This window comes from Micromonospora sp. NPDC047557, from assembly GCF_043205095.1.
Lineage (GTDB): Bacteria > Actinomycetota > Actinomycetes > Mycobacteriales > Micromonosporaceae > Micromonospora.
Map to the genome: position 1 here is coordinate 971,123 of NZ_JBIDDK010000001.1, position 14,850 is coordinate 985,972.

14 protein-coding genes are annotated in these 14,850 nt (G+C 71.4%); 8 read left to right on the forward strand and 6 right to left on the reverse strand.

Annotation, left to right across the window (positions count from 1 at the left end; translation table 11 throughout):
- Nucleotides 1-4: 4 nt before the first annotated feature.
- From ACGGAQ_RS04485 to ligD (ACGGAQ_RS04495), 3 genes are all read right to left on the reverse strand, one after another.
- Nucleotides 5-1,072, reverse strand: a complete 1,068-nt coding sequence (locus ACGGAQ_RS04485; RefSeq protein WP_393044544.1) for a hypothetical protein — start codon at nucleotides 1,070-1,072, stop codon at nucleotides 5-7.
- An 86-nt stretch (nucleotides 1,073-1,158) separates the two neighbouring features.
- On the reverse strand, nucleotides 1,159-2,076 hold the full coding sequence (gene ligD / locus ACGGAQ_RS04490) for a non-homologous end-joining DNA ligase (protein WP_393044546.1): 918 nt from the start codon (nucleotides 2,074-2,076) through the stop codon (nucleotides 1,159-1,161).
- Complete coding sequence (ligD, locus tag ACGGAQ_RS04495) at nucleotides 2,066-3,007, reverse strand: non-homologous end-joining DNA ligase (protein ID WP_393044548.1); 942 nt, start codon at nucleotides 3,005-3,007, stop codon at nucleotides 2,066-2,068. Before ligD (ACGGAQ_RS04495) ends, ligD (ACGGAQ_RS04490) begins: the two co-directional genes overlap by 11 nt.
- A gap of 85 nt (nucleotides 3,008-3,092) precedes the next feature.
- On the opposite strand from ligD (ACGGAQ_RS04495), the gene ACGGAQ_RS04500 reads away from it, so the two are divergent.
- The 6 genes from ACGGAQ_RS04500 (at nucleotide 3,093) to ACGGAQ_RS04525 (ending at nucleotide 8,497) form a co-directional block, all read left to right on the forward strand.
- Nucleotides 3,093-4,103 (forward strand): Ku protein, encoded by a 1,011-nt coding sequence (locus ACGGAQ_RS04500; protein WP_393044550.1) that lies wholly within the window; start codon nucleotides 3,093-3,095, stop codon nucleotides 4,101-4,103.
- Between the two features lie 75 nt (nucleotides 4,104-4,178).
- Nucleotides 4,179-4,817: a DUF4241 domain-containing protein gene (locus tag ACGGAQ_RS04505; protein WP_393044552.1), complete on the forward strand. Its 639-nt coding sequence runs from the start codon at nucleotides 4,179-4,181 to the stop codon at nucleotides 4,815-4,817.
- Between the two features lie 100 nt (nucleotides 4,818-4,917).
- Entirely contained in the window at nucleotides 4,918-5,634 is a 717-nt protein-coding gene (locus tag ACGGAQ_RS04510) for an FKBP-type peptidyl-prolyl cis-trans isomerase (RefSeq protein ID WP_393045661.1), read from the forward strand.
- A gap of 189 nt (nucleotides 5,635-5,823) precedes the next feature.
- Complete coding sequence (locus ACGGAQ_RS04515) at nucleotides 5,824-6,648, forward strand: hypothetical protein (RefSeq protein WP_354854811.1); 825 nt, start codon at nucleotides 5,824-5,826, stop codon at nucleotides 6,646-6,648.
- Nucleotides 6,649-6,680: 32 nt separating this feature from the next.
- Nucleotides 6,681-7,337 carry an HAD family hydrolase gene (locus ACGGAQ_RS04520; RefSeq protein ID WP_393044554.1) on the forward strand — a complete coding sequence of 219 codons (657 nt, stop codon included), beginning with the start codon at nucleotides 6,681-6,683 and terminating at the stop codon, nucleotides 7,335-7,337.
- A 149-nt stretch (nucleotides 7,338-7,486) separates the two neighbouring features.
- Nucleotides 7,487-8,497 carry an NADPH:quinone reductase gene (locus tag ACGGAQ_RS04525; protein ID WP_393044556.1) on the forward strand — a complete coding sequence of 337 codons (1,011 nt, stop codon included), beginning with the start codon at nucleotides 7,487-7,489 and terminating at the stop codon, nucleotides 8,495-8,497.
- A gap of 187 nt (nucleotides 8,498-8,684) precedes the next feature.
- On the opposite strand, the gene ACGGAQ_RS04530 is transcribed toward ACGGAQ_RS04525, so the two are convergent.
- Entirely contained in the window at nucleotides 8,685-10,334 is a 1,650-nt protein-coding gene (locus ACGGAQ_RS04530) for a fatty acid--CoA ligase (protein ID WP_393044558.1), read from the reverse strand.
- 56 nt (nucleotides 10,335-10,390) lie between these two features.
- On the opposite strand from ACGGAQ_RS04530, the gene ACGGAQ_RS04535 reads away from it, so the two are divergent.
- The gene (locus ACGGAQ_RS04535; protein ID WP_393044560.1) at nucleotides 10,391-10,882 is read left to right on the forward strand and encodes an NUDIX domain-containing protein; all 492 of its coding nucleotides are present in this window, start codon (nucleotides 10,391-10,393) and stop codon (nucleotides 10,880-10,882) included.
- A 53-nt stretch (nucleotides 10,883-10,935) separates the two neighbouring features.
- On the opposite strand, the gene ACGGAQ_RS04540 is transcribed toward ACGGAQ_RS04535, so the two are convergent.
- On the reverse strand, nucleotides 10,936-12,051 hold the full coding sequence (locus ACGGAQ_RS04540; RefSeq protein WP_393044562.1) for an NAD(P)/FAD-dependent oxidoreductase: 1,116 nt from the start codon (nucleotides 12,049-12,051) through the stop codon (nucleotides 10,936-10,938).
- A gap of 148 nt (nucleotides 12,052-12,199) precedes the next feature.
- Here ACGGAQ_RS04540 and ACGGAQ_RS04545 point away from each other — a divergent pair, with 148 nt between their 5' ends.
- Nucleotides 12,200-13,057 carry a helix-turn-helix transcriptional regulator gene (locus tag ACGGAQ_RS04545; protein ID WP_393044564.1) on the forward strand — a complete coding sequence of 286 codons (858 nt, stop codon included), beginning with the start codon at nucleotides 12,200-12,202 and terminating at the stop codon, nucleotides 13,055-13,057.
- A gap of 49 nt (nucleotides 13,058-13,106) precedes the next feature.
- Here ACGGAQ_RS04545 and ACGGAQ_RS04550 read toward each other — a convergent pair whose 3' ends face one another.
- On the reverse strand, nucleotides 13,107-14,783 hold the full coding sequence (locus ACGGAQ_RS04550) for an MDR family MFS transporter (RefSeq protein WP_393044566.1): 1,677 nt from the start codon (nucleotides 14,781-14,783) through the stop codon (nucleotides 13,107-13,109).
- Nucleotides 14,784-14,850: the final 67 nt, after the last annotated feature.

Here is a 14,850-nt window from a genome sequence, read left to right on the forward strand (position 1 = left end):
GGAATCAGTCGCCCGGATCCCGGTCCCAGTCGAAGCCGGCGCGGGCGAACGCGACGCTGCCGTCGCCGGTGGCGTACACCTTGATCGCTTTCAGGCCCAGCGACCGGGTGAGCCTTTCCAGGTTGGACATGATGCGCTGGAAGAGCCCGGTGTCGGTGGCCTCCTCGACGATGCGGATCTCGTCCAGCATCGCCATCCGCCGGGGGAAGGAGAGCCGCAGTTCGAGCAGGACCCGCAGAACGTCGGACGGCGCGATGCGCAGCGAGACCGCGGCGCCGCCGTCGGCGTAGAGCGAGACCTCGACCCGCGCGTCGGGCAACTCCGCCGTCAACACCTCGTGGAACTGCCGCGGCGTCAGCTTCATCCACTGTCGCCAGGCGGCGAGCGCGGCCTCGTCCGCCCGGCCGACCGTCAGCGCCGGTTCCGCCGCCCGCAGGTCGGCCACGGTCAACGCCTCGACCTCGACCGGTCGCTCCCCGGCTCGGACCTCCTCGTACGGCGTCAACGGCACTCCCGCCTCGACCAGGAGCCGGTCGAAGTCCGGGTCGGGCCAGTACGGGGCCGGCGCGAACTCGCCGACGCGGCACCACAGTTCGTGCCACAGCCGTACCGCGCCAAGCGGTCGAAGGCCGAGCCGCATGGCGGCGACGAGGACGCACCTGTGCAGTTGCAGCGTTGCGGCGAGCGCCGCCAGGTTCGCCCCCGGCTCGTCGCAGGCCCGCAGGGCGTCGACGGAGTTCCGGTCCAGTTCGGTGTACGCCACCAGTTCCGGCAGGTCCGTCAGACGAACCGGGATCGGGGAGTCGAGCAGGGAGTCGAGGTCGGCCGGCTCCCAGGCAACGTCGTCGTTCAGCAGGATCATCCGCAGATCCCGGCCGTGCTGGCGGACCACCACCTGGAGGATCGGCTCACCATGCGGCAGCGTCCGGTGGTTGAGCCACACCACCGCCTCGGGGTAGAGCCGCAGGCTCACATCGATCGCCGGCACGGTGACGAGCAGGGCGGAGCCGTCGTGCTCAACCCGCAGCGCGCGGAGCTCACTCAGCGCGCCGACGAGTTCACTCATCTGCATCGGCGAACTCTAGCGACCGAACGCGTCGTACGCGATCACCGACAACTGGGCCCCCGCCCCGACTGCGCCCACAGCACCAGCCAGGGTCAGCCCTTGACCGGCAGTTCCGGGCCGCCGTCGAGCAGGGCGGCCAGCAGGTCGCCGTACTCCTCGACCCGCTCCAGGACCTCGGCGGCGGTGAACTGGCGGACGGCGGGCTTCCGGCCACGCGCGCCGGCCTCGACCTCGTCCCAGGTCAACGGCGTCGAGGCCGAGGGCGTCCGCTGGGCGCGCAGCGAGTACGGCGCCACTGTGGTCTTCGCCGCGTTGTTCTGACTCCAGTCGATGAAGACCTTGCCGGGGCGCAGGTTCTTCGCCATCTTCGACACGATCAGCTTGGGGTGCGTCTTCTCCAGCTCCTGCGCGATCCGGCGTGCGTAGGCGGAGACGTCGTCGGCGGACTGGGTGCCGGCGATCGGGCAGCAGAGCTGCATGCCCTTCTTGCCGGACGTCTTCGGGTACGAGTCGATGCCGTCGTCGGCGAGCCGGTCGCGCATCAGCACCGCGACCGGGCAGCACTCGGCGAGCCCGGCCGGCGGGCCCGGGTCCAGGTCGACGACCATCATGTCCGGGTCCTGGCCCACCTTCCACTGCGGTGTGTGCAGCTCCAACGCGGCGAGGTTGGCCAGCCAGACCAGGGTGGGCAGGTCGTCGGCGACCACGTAGTCGATGGTCTCCCGACCCTTCGTCGACCCGGGCGCGGGCAGCGTCTCCACCCGTACCCAGTCCGGGGTCGCGGCCGGCTTGTTCTTCTCGAAGAAGGACTTGTCGTCCACCCCGTTGGGAAAGCGGATCCGGGTCACCGGCCGGTCATGCAGGTGCGGCAGCAGCACCGGGGAGATCCGGGTGTAGTAGTCGATCACCTCGCCCTTGGTGAAGCCCACCGCCGGATAGAGGACCTTGTCCAGGTTGGACAGCTCCAGCGGGCGGCCCTCGACGTCCACCCGCACCTTCTCAGCCGGCATCGTCGACCTCCTCCGGCGGCTTGTCCGGGCGCAACCGCAGCACCCGGGGGAAGCGCAGCCGGCCGTCGGGGGTGCGCTGGCCGTACTTCACCTCCACCACCACCCGGGGTTCTACCCAGATGGCGCCCCGGGCATCCTCGCGCGGCACGCCCGGCGCGAACGGTGACCCGCCGGAGCGCAGCGGCTCCAGCTCGGCGAGGAGCTGCCGTTCGATGGCCGCCCCGATCCCGCCGCCGACCCGGCCCCGGTAGATCAACCGGCCGTCCGGGCCGGGCACCCCGACCAGCAGCCCACCGATGCGGCGCGCACCCGGCCGCCAGCCGCCCACGACGAAGTCCCCGGTCACCTCCAGCTTGACCTTCACCCAGTCCGGGGAGCGCACGCCGGGCCGGTAGACGGCGCCGACCCGCTTGGCCATCACGCCCTCCAGGCCGTGCTCCCCGGCCGCCTCGTAGGTCGCCGGGCCGTCGGCGAACACCGGCGGCACCGCCCACCGGGCGCCGCCGAGCGCGAGCGCATCCAGGGCCTCCCGCCGGCGCTCGTACGGCCAGCCGGTCAGGTCGTCGCCGTTGTGGCGTAACAGGTCGAAGATCATGTACGTGACCGGCATGACCGCCGCCAGCCGGGCCGCCTTGTTGCGATCCCGGACGTGCATCCGCTCGGCCAGCGCCGTGAACGAGGGTTGCCCGCCCTGGCCGAGCAGCACCACCTCGCCGTCGAGCAGCACGTCGTCGACCTGCTCGCAAAGGGTGGCCAGCTCGGGGTACGCGGCGGTGATCTCCACGCCGGAGCGGGCGTACAGGTGCTGGGCGCCGCCGGAGATGTCGGCGAGCGCGCGGACCCCGTCCCACTTGAACTCGTACGCCCAGCCGTCACCGGCCGGGAGCGGCCCGGTCATCGCGAGCATCGGCTTGAGCGGCGCGCCGGGCACGACCCGACTGTAGTAGCAGGCCGAACACCTCGCGCGGAGTTCCAACGGATGCGAGCATGGTCGATACCGGGGAAGGGAGCGCAGGATGCGTGCCATCTGGAAGGGAGCCGTGTCGTTCGGGCTCGTCTCGATCGGGGTGAAGCTCTACTCGGCGACCGAGGAGAAGGACATCCGGTTCCACCAGGTGCACCGCGAGGACGGCGGCCGGATCCGCTACAAGCGCACCTGCTCGGTCTGCGGCGAGGAGGTCACCTACGACGACATCGCCAAGGGCTACGACATCGGCGGCGGCGAGATGGTGATCCTCACCGACGAGGACTTCGCCGATCTGCCACTGACCAGCTCGCGGGCGATCGACGTGCTGGAGTTCGTGCCCGCCGAGCAGGTCGACCCGATCCTCTACAACAAGGCGTACTTCCTGGAGCCGGAGGGCACTGCCACCAAGCCGTACGTGCTGCTGCGCGACGCCCTGATCGACTCGGAGCGGGTGGCCATTGTCAAGGTGGCGCTGCGCCAACGTGAACAGCTCGCCACGCTGCGGGTCCGCGAGGGCGTGCTGCTGCTCAACACCATGCTCTGGCCGGACGAGATCCGTACGCCGGACTTCGGTTTCCTCGACGAGGACCTGAAGGTACGCCCACCGGAACTGGCCATGGCCAGCTCGCTGATCGACTCGATGACCGGCGAGTTCGAGCCGGACGTCTTCACCGACGACTACCGGGCCGCGTTGCAGGAGGTCATCGACGCCAAGGTGGAGGGTCGGGAGGTCGTGCAGCCGGAGGAGGCCGAGGAGGCGCCGGCCGCGGCGGTGGACCTGATGGCCGCGCTGAAGGCATCGGTGGACCGGGCCCGGGCGGCACGCGGCGAACAGCCCGCGCGCGGTGGGGGCGGCGGCGAGCCGACGCCCATCTCGTCGGCCCGCTCGGCTCAGAAGGCGGCCGAGAAGAAGGCCGCGAAGAAGACCACGGCGAAGAAGACGGCGGAGAAGAAGACCGCCGCGAAGAAGGCCGAGCCAGCGAAGAAGACGGCCGCCAAGAAGGCCGAGCCGGCAAAGAAGACCGCCGCGAAGAAGGCCGCACCCCGCAAGAGCGCCTGACCGTACGGCGGCGACGAAGGGTGTCCGCCGGACCGGGTACGCTCCGCCGGCCGTTGGCCACCGGAGGAGCCCCCCATGCCGTACACCCCTGACCTGGACCGGTTGTTGACGCCCGGTGCCCGCTTCACCGACGAGTACGGCGCGTACCTGATCGAGGCCCATCCCGTGGATGACGTCGTGCTGCCCACCGGCCGGGTGGTCGGGTGCGACCCGCTGGTCTGCCCGGAGGCCGAGCCGTACACGGTGACCGTCGCGCCGGGGCGGTATCCCGCCCGCGCCTGGGTGGCCGTGGTGCTCCGCGAGGACGCCGAGGTGGACCGGCGGGTGGCCGCGCTGCAACTGGTGGTCTCCGACGAGCCGGCGATTCGCTGGGAGCCGGCCGTCGCGGGCGACCAGGACGTCGCCGCGCTCGGCCCGGACGACTACTTCGGGTACGGGGTGGACGCGGGCGCCGGCACGCTCGCCGACCCGACGGCGCTCGCCGTCCTCGACGGCTGGGACCACGACCAGGTGGAGGAGGTGTTCATCCCCGACGAGCTGCCCGTGTCGCCGGTCCGGGGCCTGATCACCGCAGTCCTGGACGAGGCCACCGGCGCCAATGTCGTCACCGTGGCCACGGGTTGGGGGGACGGCTGCTACGGCACCTGGATCGGGCGCGCGGCCGACGGGGGCGTGACGTCGTTCGTGACCGACTTCATGGTGATCCCGAAATAACGTCCCGCGAGGGCGTCGCTGGGCGATCCGAGGTATCCGGGGCGGGCACGGCAGGCCGCCGGGCGGGTACCGTGTGCGTCGGCTTTCCCCCCGGCACCGGGTGCCGGCCACACCTTCGCAGCAGGGAGTCGACGACGTGAGCGAGCGCACGCAGGAGAACCGGTCGGAGGGCCAGAGCCCGGCGACGAAGGCGGGTCGGCGGCTGGCCGCCCAGCTGGCCGCGCAGAAGGCCGCCGAGGCGAAGCGCCGCCGCCAGGCGTGGGCGGGCGGCCTCGCCGGCGTCGCCGTGATGGCGCTGCTGATCGGCGGTTTCGTGTGGATCGACCGGAACCGGAGCGACGACAAGCCCGCCAACCAGGCAGGCGCGACCCCGTCCGCCTCCGCCCCGGCCGCGGACGCCCCCACCGCGCCCCCGGCGCCGCAGCTGCCCAAGGACGCCGACCCGGCGCTGGGCACCAAGCCGACGGTGACGGCGGGCAAGGGTGAGCTGAAGAAGCTCACCGTCACTCCGGTGATCAAGGGCACCGGCCCGGCGGTGAAGAAGGGCCAGACCATCACCACCAACTACGTGGGCGTCTTCTACAAGGACGGCAAGGAGTTCGACTCGTCCTGGAACGCCGGCCAGCCGGCCAGCTTCCCCATCGGCGTGGGCCAGGTCATCCCCGGCTGGGACCAGGGTCTGGTGGGCGTGACCGTGGGCAGCCGGGTGCAGCTCGACATCCCGGGCGAGCTGGCGTACGGCAACGACGAGGCCAACGCCAACGGGCGTCCGACCGGTCCGCTGCGCTTCGTGGTGGACGTGCTCGCCGCCCAGTGACCCGTCCGGATCGCCCCGGTTGTCGCCGCGGCGCGATGGACTTGTTCACATGGGGCTTCCTGCCCGTCACCCTCCGGCAGTAGGTTCGGCGTCACCCCGGGCGGCCCGCCGTCCGGGGTGACCATGCGGACCCGGGACGCGGAGGTGCACGTGACGGCGCTGGACGAGCCCGGGCGGACCGCCCGGCTGATGTGGACGCACTTCGAGCCGGTGCACGCGGTCACCTACTTCCACCCTCGGGCCCGGGCCGCGCACGAGGCGGTCGGGCTGCGCGGCTACTGGCGGGGTTACTTCGCCTGCCGGACCGCGCCGCTGGGCGCCGCCGAGGCCGCCCCGGTCATCGCCGCGTTCTTCAATTTCGCACCACCCATGGTGAGCCGGGCCCTGCCGGCGGTCTGGCGGCTGGCCACCCCGCAGGAGGCCCTGCGCGCCCGGCTGACCGGCGCCGTGCAGGCCCTCGCGGAGCTGACCTACGAGCTGCCCGAGGCGCACCTGGCCGAGGCCGCCGACCTGCTGGAGCGGGCCGCCTCGGCGGCGCAGACCGCCGGTCGGGTGCTCGGCGCGGCCAACGCGGCGCTGCCGATCGGGGAATATCCCCTCGCCCGCCTCTGGCAGGCCGCCACCACGCTGCGGGAGCTGCGGGGCGACGGGCACAACGCCGCCCTGGTGGCCGCCGGCCTGGACCCGGTGGAGACGCTGGCCTGGCGGGTCGCTGTGGACATGTCGGCGGAGAACCTGCTCGGCCGGGGCTGGTCCGAGGAGCAGTGGCGGGCCGCCCGCGAGCGGCTGGCCCAGCGCGGCTGGCTGACCGGGGACGGCACGGCCACCGACGTCGGTCACGCCGGGTTCCAGGCGATCGAGGACGCCACCGACCGGGCCGCCGCACATCCGTGGGAGGCGCTCGGCCCGGACGACACCGACCGGCTGCGTGAGCTGCTGGAGCCGATGGCCCGGTCGTGTCACACGGTGATCCCGCCGAACAGCCCGATCGGGCTGCCCGCGCTGCCCGGCTGACCGGCGGTCCACCTCTCGGGCAGGATGGGCCCGTGGTGGATGCGGTGGTTTTCGACCTGGACGGTGTAATCGTGGATTCCGAACCGGTCTGGGAGGAGGTCCGGCGGGCGTACGTGGCGGCACACGGTGGGTCCTGGCAGCCGGACACCCAGCGCCGGCTGATGGGCATGAGCACCGGGGAGTGGGCCCGCTACCTCAGCGGTGAGCTGGGCGTGCGCCGCAGCGCCGAGCAGGTCGCCGACGAGGTGGTGCGGGAGATGGCCCGGCGCTACACCGAGCACGTACCGCTGATCGACGATGCCGACGACGTCGTACGCCGGCTGGCCGCGCGGTGGCCGCTGGGGTTGGCCAGCTCGTCACCGACCCGGCTGATCGCGGCGGCGCTGGACGCCACCGGCCTGACCGGCGCGTTCGGCGCGACCCTCTCCACCGAGGAGACCGAGCGGGGCAAGCCGGCGCCGGACGTGTACCTGACCGTCGCGCGCCGCCTCGGCGTCGACCCGACCCGTTGCGCGGCCGTGGAGGACTCGTCCAACGGCGTGCGGTCGGCCGCGGCGGCGGGGATGAAGGTGGTGGCGGTGCCCCACGGGTCGTACCCCCTCGACCCGGACGCCGCCGCGCTCGCGGTCGTGACGCTGCGGTCGATCGGCGAGTTGACGCCGGAGCTGGTGGACGATCTGGGGGCGTGACGTGTCCGGCGTCACCGCCGTCCGATCCCTGTCGCCCTATACGGTTTTTCCCGGGCCGGAGGGTTCGGCATGACGGGGACTGTGCGGGGTACCGCAGCCGGCGGTGCTCGACCCGGGTGCCAGTCGCCGGACGGGTGAGGAGACCACGAATGAAAGCCATCGTGTACGAGCGCACCGGCGACCCTTCCGTGCTGGAGCTGGTCGACCGGCCGGTGCCGGAGCCGGGGGCCGGTGAGGTGCTGGTCCGCCTGGCGGTGTCCGGGGTGAACCCGACGGACTGGAAGTCCCGGCGGGCCTTCCCGCCGGACGGGTGGCAGATCCCCGGGCAGGACGGCGCGGGCGTGGTGGAGGCGGTCGGCGAGGGGGTCGACCGTGAGCTGATCGGCGAGCGGGTCTGGATCTGGGAGGCCGCCTGGCAGCGGCCGTGGGGCACCGCGGCGGAGTACACGCTGGTGCCGGTGCGGCAGGCGGTTCCCCTGGGCGACGCCTCGTTCGAGTTGGGAGCCAGCCTGGGCATCCCGTTCCTCACCGCGCACCGCTGTCTGACGGCCGGCGAGTTCATGCCCGACGCGCTGCGCGCCGGTGCGCTGGCCGATCACACCGTGCTGGTGCAGGGCGGGGCGGGCGCGGTCGGCAACGCGGCGATCCAGCTCGCCCGCTGGGCCGACGCGACGGTGATCGCCACGGTGAGCAGCGCGGAGAAGGCGCAGCTCGCGGCGGCGGCCGGCGCCTCCTATGTGATCAACTATCGGGAGCAGGACGTGGTCGAGGAGGTCGGCAAGATCGCCCCCGACGGTGTCCACACGATCGTGGAGGTCGCGCCGGCTCCGAACGCGGCGGTGGACGTGCAGATGATCCGGCAGGGTGGCGCGGTCTGCGTGTACGCCGACAACGGCGGCACCGAGGTGACCCTCCCGATCCGCCCGCTGTACGTGGTGAACGCCCGCTGGCAGTTCGTGCTTGTCTACACGGAGCCGAAGGCGGCCAAGGCGCAGGGTGTGATCGACGTGGCGGCGGCGGCCAACCAGGGCGGCCTCCGGGTCGGCGCGGACGCCGGTCTGCCGCTGCACCACTATCGGCTGGCCGACACGGCCGCCGCGCACCAGGCGGTCGAGGACTCGGCGGTGGGCAAGGTGCTGATCACCACCAGCGACGCCTGAACGGGTCGCTGGACACCCGATTTCCCCGTCATCAGGACAGACGCGAACAAGTTTCGCAACAATGACGGTGCGGGATCACCCCGTGTGGAGCGGGCGGCCCCGGCGCGGTGCGAACGCCGGGGCCGCCCCTGGGGAGGAATGTCAGGAGTACTCCTCTGCCCAACAGGCGACAGTGCCCGGTAAAACGTTACGGTGCTGTCAGCTCCCGGACAGTCAGCTCACCGTCGGCGTACCGCGAACGGACGACCTTCTTGTCGAACTTGCCGACGCTGGTCTTCGGCACCGTGTCGATGAACGCCCACCGCTCGGGCAACTGCCACCGGGCGACCGAACCGGCCAGGAAGTCCCGCAACTCCTCGGCGGTCACCGACGCACCCTCGCGGACCACCACTGTCGCCAGCGGCCGCTCGTCCCACCGCTCGTCCGGCACGCCCACCACGCACGCCTCCAGCACGGCCGGATGCGCCATCAGCGCGTTCTCCAGCTCCACCGAGGAGATCCACTCGCCGCCGGACTTGATCACGTCCTTCGCCCGGTCGGTCAGTGTGATGTACCCGTCCGAGGAGAGCATGCCCACGTCGCCGGTACGCAGCCAGCCGTCGCGGAACTTCTCCTCATCCGGGGCGTCGTCACCGACGTACCGCGCGGTCACCCACGGCCCGCGGACCTCCAACTCGCCCACGGCCGTGCCGTCGGCGGGCAGCGGATCGCCCAGCGGCCCGACGATGCGCGCCTGCACCCCGGCCGGCACGCGACCCTGCGTGTAGCGGTAGCGCCAGGCCTGCTCGCCGGTCGCCCCCGCCGGCGGGCGGGAGACCGACCCCAGCGGCGACATCTCGGTCATCCCCCAGGCGTGGATGACGTCGATCCCGTGCCGCTCGTCGAACGCGTGCATCAACGCCGGCGGGCAGGCCGAGCCACCGACGATCACCTCGGTGAGCGAGGACGTATCCACGTCGTGGCTGTCCAGGTAGGCCAGCAGGTCGGTCCAGATGGTCGGCACCGCACCGGCCAGGGTGGGCCGCTCGGCGGCGATCATCTCGGCGATCGGCGCCGCCTGGAGGAACCGGTCCGGCATGATCAACGACGCGCCGGAGAGGAACGCCGCGTACGGCAGGCCCCAGGACATGGCGTGGAACATCGGCACGATGGCCAGCTCCCGGTCGGTCGGCCCGAGACCGAAGCCCTCCGGCATGCAGACCTGCAACGAGTGCAGGTAGATGGACCGGTGCGAGTAGGCCACGCCCTTCGGGTTGCCGGTGGTGCCCGAGGTGTAGCAGAGCGCGGCGGCGTCCCGCTCGTCCACCTCCGGCCAGTCGTACACCTCGGGCCGGTCGGCCAGCAGCGCGTCCCAGTGGTGCACGGTGATCCGGTCTCCGGCGGCTGCCACCAGCGGGGCCGGGTCGCCACCGCCGACCACCACCACGTGCCGCACCGTGCTCAGCTCGCCGAGCACCCTGGCCAGCAGCGGGATGAGCGTGCTGTCGACCAGCACCACCCGGTCCTGCGCGTGGTTGGCGATGTAGGCGAGCTGGTCGGGAAAGAGCCGGAGGTTGAGGGTGTGCAGCACCGCGCCCATGCTCGGCACCGCGAAGTAGGCCACCAGGTGCTCGTTGTTGTTCCACATGAAAGTGGCGACCCGCTCGTCGCCGGTGACGCCGCACTCGTCGCGCAGCGCATGGGCCAACCGGGCGGCGGTGCGGCCCACCTCGGCGTACGTCATCCGGCGGGGTTCGGCGCCCGTCCAGGTGACCACCTCGGCCGTGCCGTGCACCCCTGCGCCGTGCTCGAGGATCCGGGAGACCTGCAGGGGGGCGTCCATCATCGTGCTACGCATGGGTAACAAGCTAGTGTCGGCGGTCACACGTTGGGAACCCCCGTAAATTGTCGCAGGTGAGCATCTCCTGGGCCGACTCATACGTGGGGCAGTTGCGCGCGCTCGCCGGGGACCGGACGCTGATGTTCGTCGGCGCCCGTGCCGTGGTCAGCGACAGCGCGGGGCGCATCCTGCTCATCCGACGCTCGGACAACGGTCAGTGGGCCATGCCCGCCGGGGCCATGGAGCTGGGCGAGTCGATCGCCGACTGCGCGGTCCGCGAGGTCCGCGAGGAGACCGGACTGCGGGCGCTGCGGGTCTGCGCGTTCGCCCTCTACACCGGCCCGGACCGGACCAGCACCAACATGTACGGGCACACGTACCAGGTCTTCACCACCGCGTTCAAGGTCGAGGAGTGGGACGGGCAGCTGACCCGGGTCACCGACGAGACCACCGACGCCGGCTTCTTCCCCCGCGACAGGTTCCCCACGCCGCTCTCCGGATCGGTGTTGGAAACCCTGGCCGACCTGGACGTCTTCGAAAAGACCAACCGGCTGATCCTCAAGTAGGGCGGCCCTTGGCGTCGAGCGGGCGAGGTTGACTCCGGGCGCACCGCCAACCGCTAGCGGCCGGTGGCGGTGGGGCCGAACTGCTCGGTGAAGCGGCCGGTGAACAGGTCGACGCCCTTGTACTCGGCCACCGTCGCGGCAGGAACGACGGCCGGGCCGTCGGGCGTGGGCATCTGGCCGACGCCGTGCCGCGACCCGAGCGGAACCAGGATCATGGGATCGGGCATCGGCTGGTACGTCGCCGTGCCCTGCTCGTCACGCAGCTGTGCGCTGATGTTCCGCACCACGACCTCGGCATGCCGCAACGCGTATGCCGCCATCTTGTCTTCGGCGACATCGGTCAGGTCGCCGATCGCGTAGACGTGGCCGAGGATGCCGTCGGGCCCGTGGACGTTGAGCGTCTCGGTGACGGACACCTGCCGCTGTGCGGTGAGAGTGGTGAGCCGGCTGTCGTCGAGGTAGTCGCTGTTGATGCGCAGCCCATGGGCACGGAACCAGATGTCGGCGGTGATCTGGTCGCCGTCGGTGGTGGTGGCCGTGAAGGTCGCGGCCCGATTGGCCCCGGTCGTCAACGGCGCGGCCAGACCGGTACCCAGCCGCACCTCGATGCCCAGCTCGTCGAGCTGCCGGTGCAGATCGTCACGCATCTCCGGCCGGAAGCCGGGCAGCAACCGCTCGGCCGGATCGACGATTGTCACCTGCTTGTCCGGCCAGACGTCCTTGATCTCACCGGCCAGCTCCAACCCGACCGGCCCGGCGCCGAGGATCAGCACGCGTTGGGCGCCGGCCAGTTCCTTGTTGCTCTGGCGCAGGTCGTCCAGCGCCTCCTCCACGGAGTTGGCGTCGAGTCTGGCCGGGTATGCGTAACTGGACCCGGTGGCCAGCACCAGATAGTCCGCCGCGACACGCTGACCTGAGGCCAGGGTGACCCCGCCCGGGTCCACCGAGACCGCTCGATCCCGGATCAGCCTGCCCCGCGAGAGGACCGTGTCGAAGGGGAAGAAGATGTTGCCGGCCCAGTCGGGCCGGGTCAGCGCCCGCAGTGCTCCCGCGACGTTGACGAACGCGTCCCGCGGATCGATGAGGACGACATCGGCCTGTGACTCCAACGCCTTGGCAACCGCTGTACCCCCGTAACCGCCGCCGACGACCACAACCGTACGACTCATGACTCAGCTCCTACCGACCAGGGAATCGCGCTCGACCGCTGTCGAGCGCCTTCCCCCACGGTCGTCAGCCGGCGGCGGCCCGGGGAGGCCGGGCTGAGGCTGGTAGTGGCAGGGACACCATCCGCTCGGCCGACGTTGTTACGTTCGGATGGTGAGCGACAACGAGCTTGGGCTCTTCCTGCGGGTCCGTCGTGAGGCGGTGACGCCGGCCGAGGTGGGGCTGCCCGCCGGGCCGCGCCGCCGCGCCCCCGGGCTACGCCGTTCCGAGGTGGCGGCCCTCGCCGACGTGAGCGTGGAGTACGTCACGAGACTCGAACAGGGCCGCGACCGCCGGCCGTCGCCACAGGTGCTCGCCGCGCTCGCCAACGCTCTCCGGTTGACTCGGAACGAACGTGTCCACCTGCACCACCTCACCAAGGCGGCCGATCCCAGCTTCAACTGCCGAGGCAACACCACCCCGACCGGCGAGGTACGCCCAACGGTGCGGGCGCTGCTCGACCGCCTCGAACCCACGCCTGCGGTGCTGCTCAACCAGCTCAGCGACATCCTGGCCCACACCGCCGGCTACGAACGCCTGGTCACACCGATCGGGTTGCTGGACGCGCCACAGCCCAACCTGGCCCGGTTCGTCCTGGCCGACAGGCGCGCTCGTAGCGCGTTCCCCGACTGGGGCCACATGGCCGACGAGCAGGTCGCCGCCCTCAAACAGGGCCCGTTTCGGGCATATCCTCCGATGGCCGCCCTGGCCGACGAACTGACGATCACGGCCGGCGACGACTTCACCCGCCGGGTCGACACGGTTCCCAGCCTGCCGAAGGCCAGCGGCATCTTCCGCCTGGCCCATCCCGAGGCGGGCATGCTCCGGCTCGCGTACGAGACCCTCGAACTCCCGGTTGACGACGACCAGCGTCTGCTCGTCCATCTGCCCGCCGACGCGGCGACCGCCACCGCACTCGACCGCCTCAACAGCAAGCCGTCGCAGCCGCTGCGCCTCGTGGCCGGATGACACCGACCGCCGCCTCGGCGAGGCCGGGGCGATCGGCCGACGGACGCGGTCAGATCATCGTCTGGGACTTGGCGTTCATGTCGGCGGCCGCCTCGTCCTTGGACTCGCGGGTCAGCGGCTTGCCGCCCGGCGCCGGAGCCTCACCGCCGAGCGGGTCGGCCCCGCCCTTGGCGCCCTGCGGACCGGCACCCCGCAGCTCGTTGTTCGGCAGCGCCAGGGTGACCAGCACCGCCACGATGGCGACGAGCCCGGTGGTCAGGAAGACCAGGTGCAGCGACTCCACGAACGACGCCTGGATGGCGGCCCGGACGGCGCCGGGCAGGGCCATGATGGTCGCCGGGTCGTTGATCGAGATGTTCGTGCCGCCATTCGCCGCGACCGCGGCCCGCTGCTCCGGTGGAAGCTGGGCGATCGCACCGGGCAGCCGGTCGGCGAGCTGCGAGTTGAGCCGCGACGAGAGCACCGTGCCGAGGATGGCCACCCCGAACGAACCGCCCAGCGACCGGAAGAACGTCGCCGACGAGGTGCCGGCGCCCAGGTCGCGGACGGAGACCGCGTTCTGCACCGCGAGGACGAGCGACTGCATGCACAGACCGAGGCCGACGCCGATCACCACCATGAAGCCGAACGCCACCCAGAGCGACGTACCCACCTGCAACCGGGTGAACAGCAGCATGCCGACCAGCAGGGTGACCGCCCCGGCCACCGGGAACCACTTGTACCGGCCGATCCGGCTCATCGCCCGGCCGGTGAGGATCGAGGTCACGATGATGCCGGCCATCATCGGCAGCATCAGCAGACCGCTGCGGGTCGGCGAGGCGCCCTTGACGATCTGGAGGTACAGCGGGATGAAGATGATCGACCCGAACATCACCAGACCGAGCACGAAGCCGGCGGAGTTGGCCAGCGCGAACGTGGCGCTGCGGAACAACCGCAGCGGCAGGATCGGCTCGGCGACCCGCGCCTCCTGGAGCACGAAGAGCACGGCCAGCACCGCACCGGCGACGAAGAGGCCGATGATCAGCCCGGAACCCCACGGGTACTCGTTTCCGCCCCAGCTCAGCGCGAGCAGGAGGCAGCTCACCCCGGCCACCAGCAGGCCGGCGCCGAGCCAGTCGATCGCGTGGTTCCGGCGCTCGAACGGGATCAGCCGCATCACGTGGTAGCAGACCACGATGGCCAGGATCGCCAGCGGCACGTTGATGTAGAAGATCCACCGCCAGTCGGTCTCCGCGAAGTACCCACCGACCAGCGGGCCGGCCACCGACGCGATGCCGAACACCGCCCCGAAAAGACCCTGGTAGCGGCCTCTCTCCCGGGGTGAGACCACGTCCGAGATGATCGTGAACGCCAGCGTCAGCAGACCACCGGCGCCGAGACCCTGGATGCCCCGCGTGACGATCAGCTGGGTCATGTTCTGCGACAGGCCGGCCAGCAGCGACCCGACCAGGAACGTGCCGATCGAGAAGAGGAAGACCGGACGACGCCCGTACAGGTCGGCCATCTTGCCGTACAGCGGGGTCGACGCGGTCGAGGCGAGCAGGTACGCGGTGACCACCCACGAGTAGTGGTTGATCCCACCCAGCTCACCGACGATGGTCGGCAGCGCCGTGCCGACGATGGTCTGGTCGAGGGCGGCCAGCAGCATGCCCGTCATCAGGCCCAGCATGAGCAGCCGGATCTGCTGGCGATTCAGTACCGGCGCGGCAGAGGCTTCGGTGGTCATCAAGCCCACTTTCCCGACCACCGGAGAACATGCCCCATACCCGAGAAAAACCCCACGGCTCCCATAC

Bases quoted from the DNA above. Each gene is read 5' to 3' on its own strand.
- ACGGAQ_RS04485 (WP_393044544.1), bottom strand. From the start codon at position 1,072: ATGCAGATGAGTGAACTCGTCGGCGCGCTGAGTGAGCTCCGCGCGCTG.
- ACGGAQ_RS04505 (WP_393044552.1), top strand. From the start codon at position 4,179: ATGCCGTACACCCCTGACCTGGACCGGTTGTTGACGCCCGGTGCCCGC.
- ACGGAQ_RS04550 (WP_393044566.1), bottom strand. From the start codon at position 14,783: ATGACCACCGAAGCCTCTGCCGCGCCGGTACTGAATCGCCAGCAGATC.
- ligD (WP_393044546.1), bottom strand. From the start codon at position 2,076: ATGCCGGCTGAGAAGGTGCGGGTGGACGTCGAGGGCCGCCCGCTGGAG.
- ACGGAQ_RS04530 (WP_393044558.1), bottom strand. From the start codon at position 10,334: ATGCGTAGCACGATGATGGACGCCCCCCTGCAGGTCTCCCGGATCCTC.
- ACGGAQ_RS04525 (WP_393044556.1), top strand. From the start codon at position 7,487: ATGAAAGCCATCGTGTACGAGCGCACCGGCGACCCTTCCGTGCTGGAG.
- ACGGAQ_RS04500 (WP_393044550.1), top strand. From the start codon at position 3,093: ATGCGTGCCATCTGGAAGGGAGCCGTGTCGTTCGGGCTCGTCTCGATC.
- ACGGAQ_RS04545 (WP_393044564.1), top strand. From the start codon at position 12,200: ATGGTGAGCGACAACGAGCTTGGGCTCTTCCTGCGGGTCCGTCGTGAG.
- ACGGAQ_RS04540 (WP_393044562.1), bottom strand. From the start codon at position 12,051: ATGAGTCGTACGGTTGTGGTCGTCGGCGGCGGTTACGGGGGTACAGCG.
- ACGGAQ_RS04515 (WP_354854811.1), top strand. From the start codon at position 5,824: ATGTGGACGCACTTCGAGCCGGTGCACGCGGTCACCTACTTCCACCCT.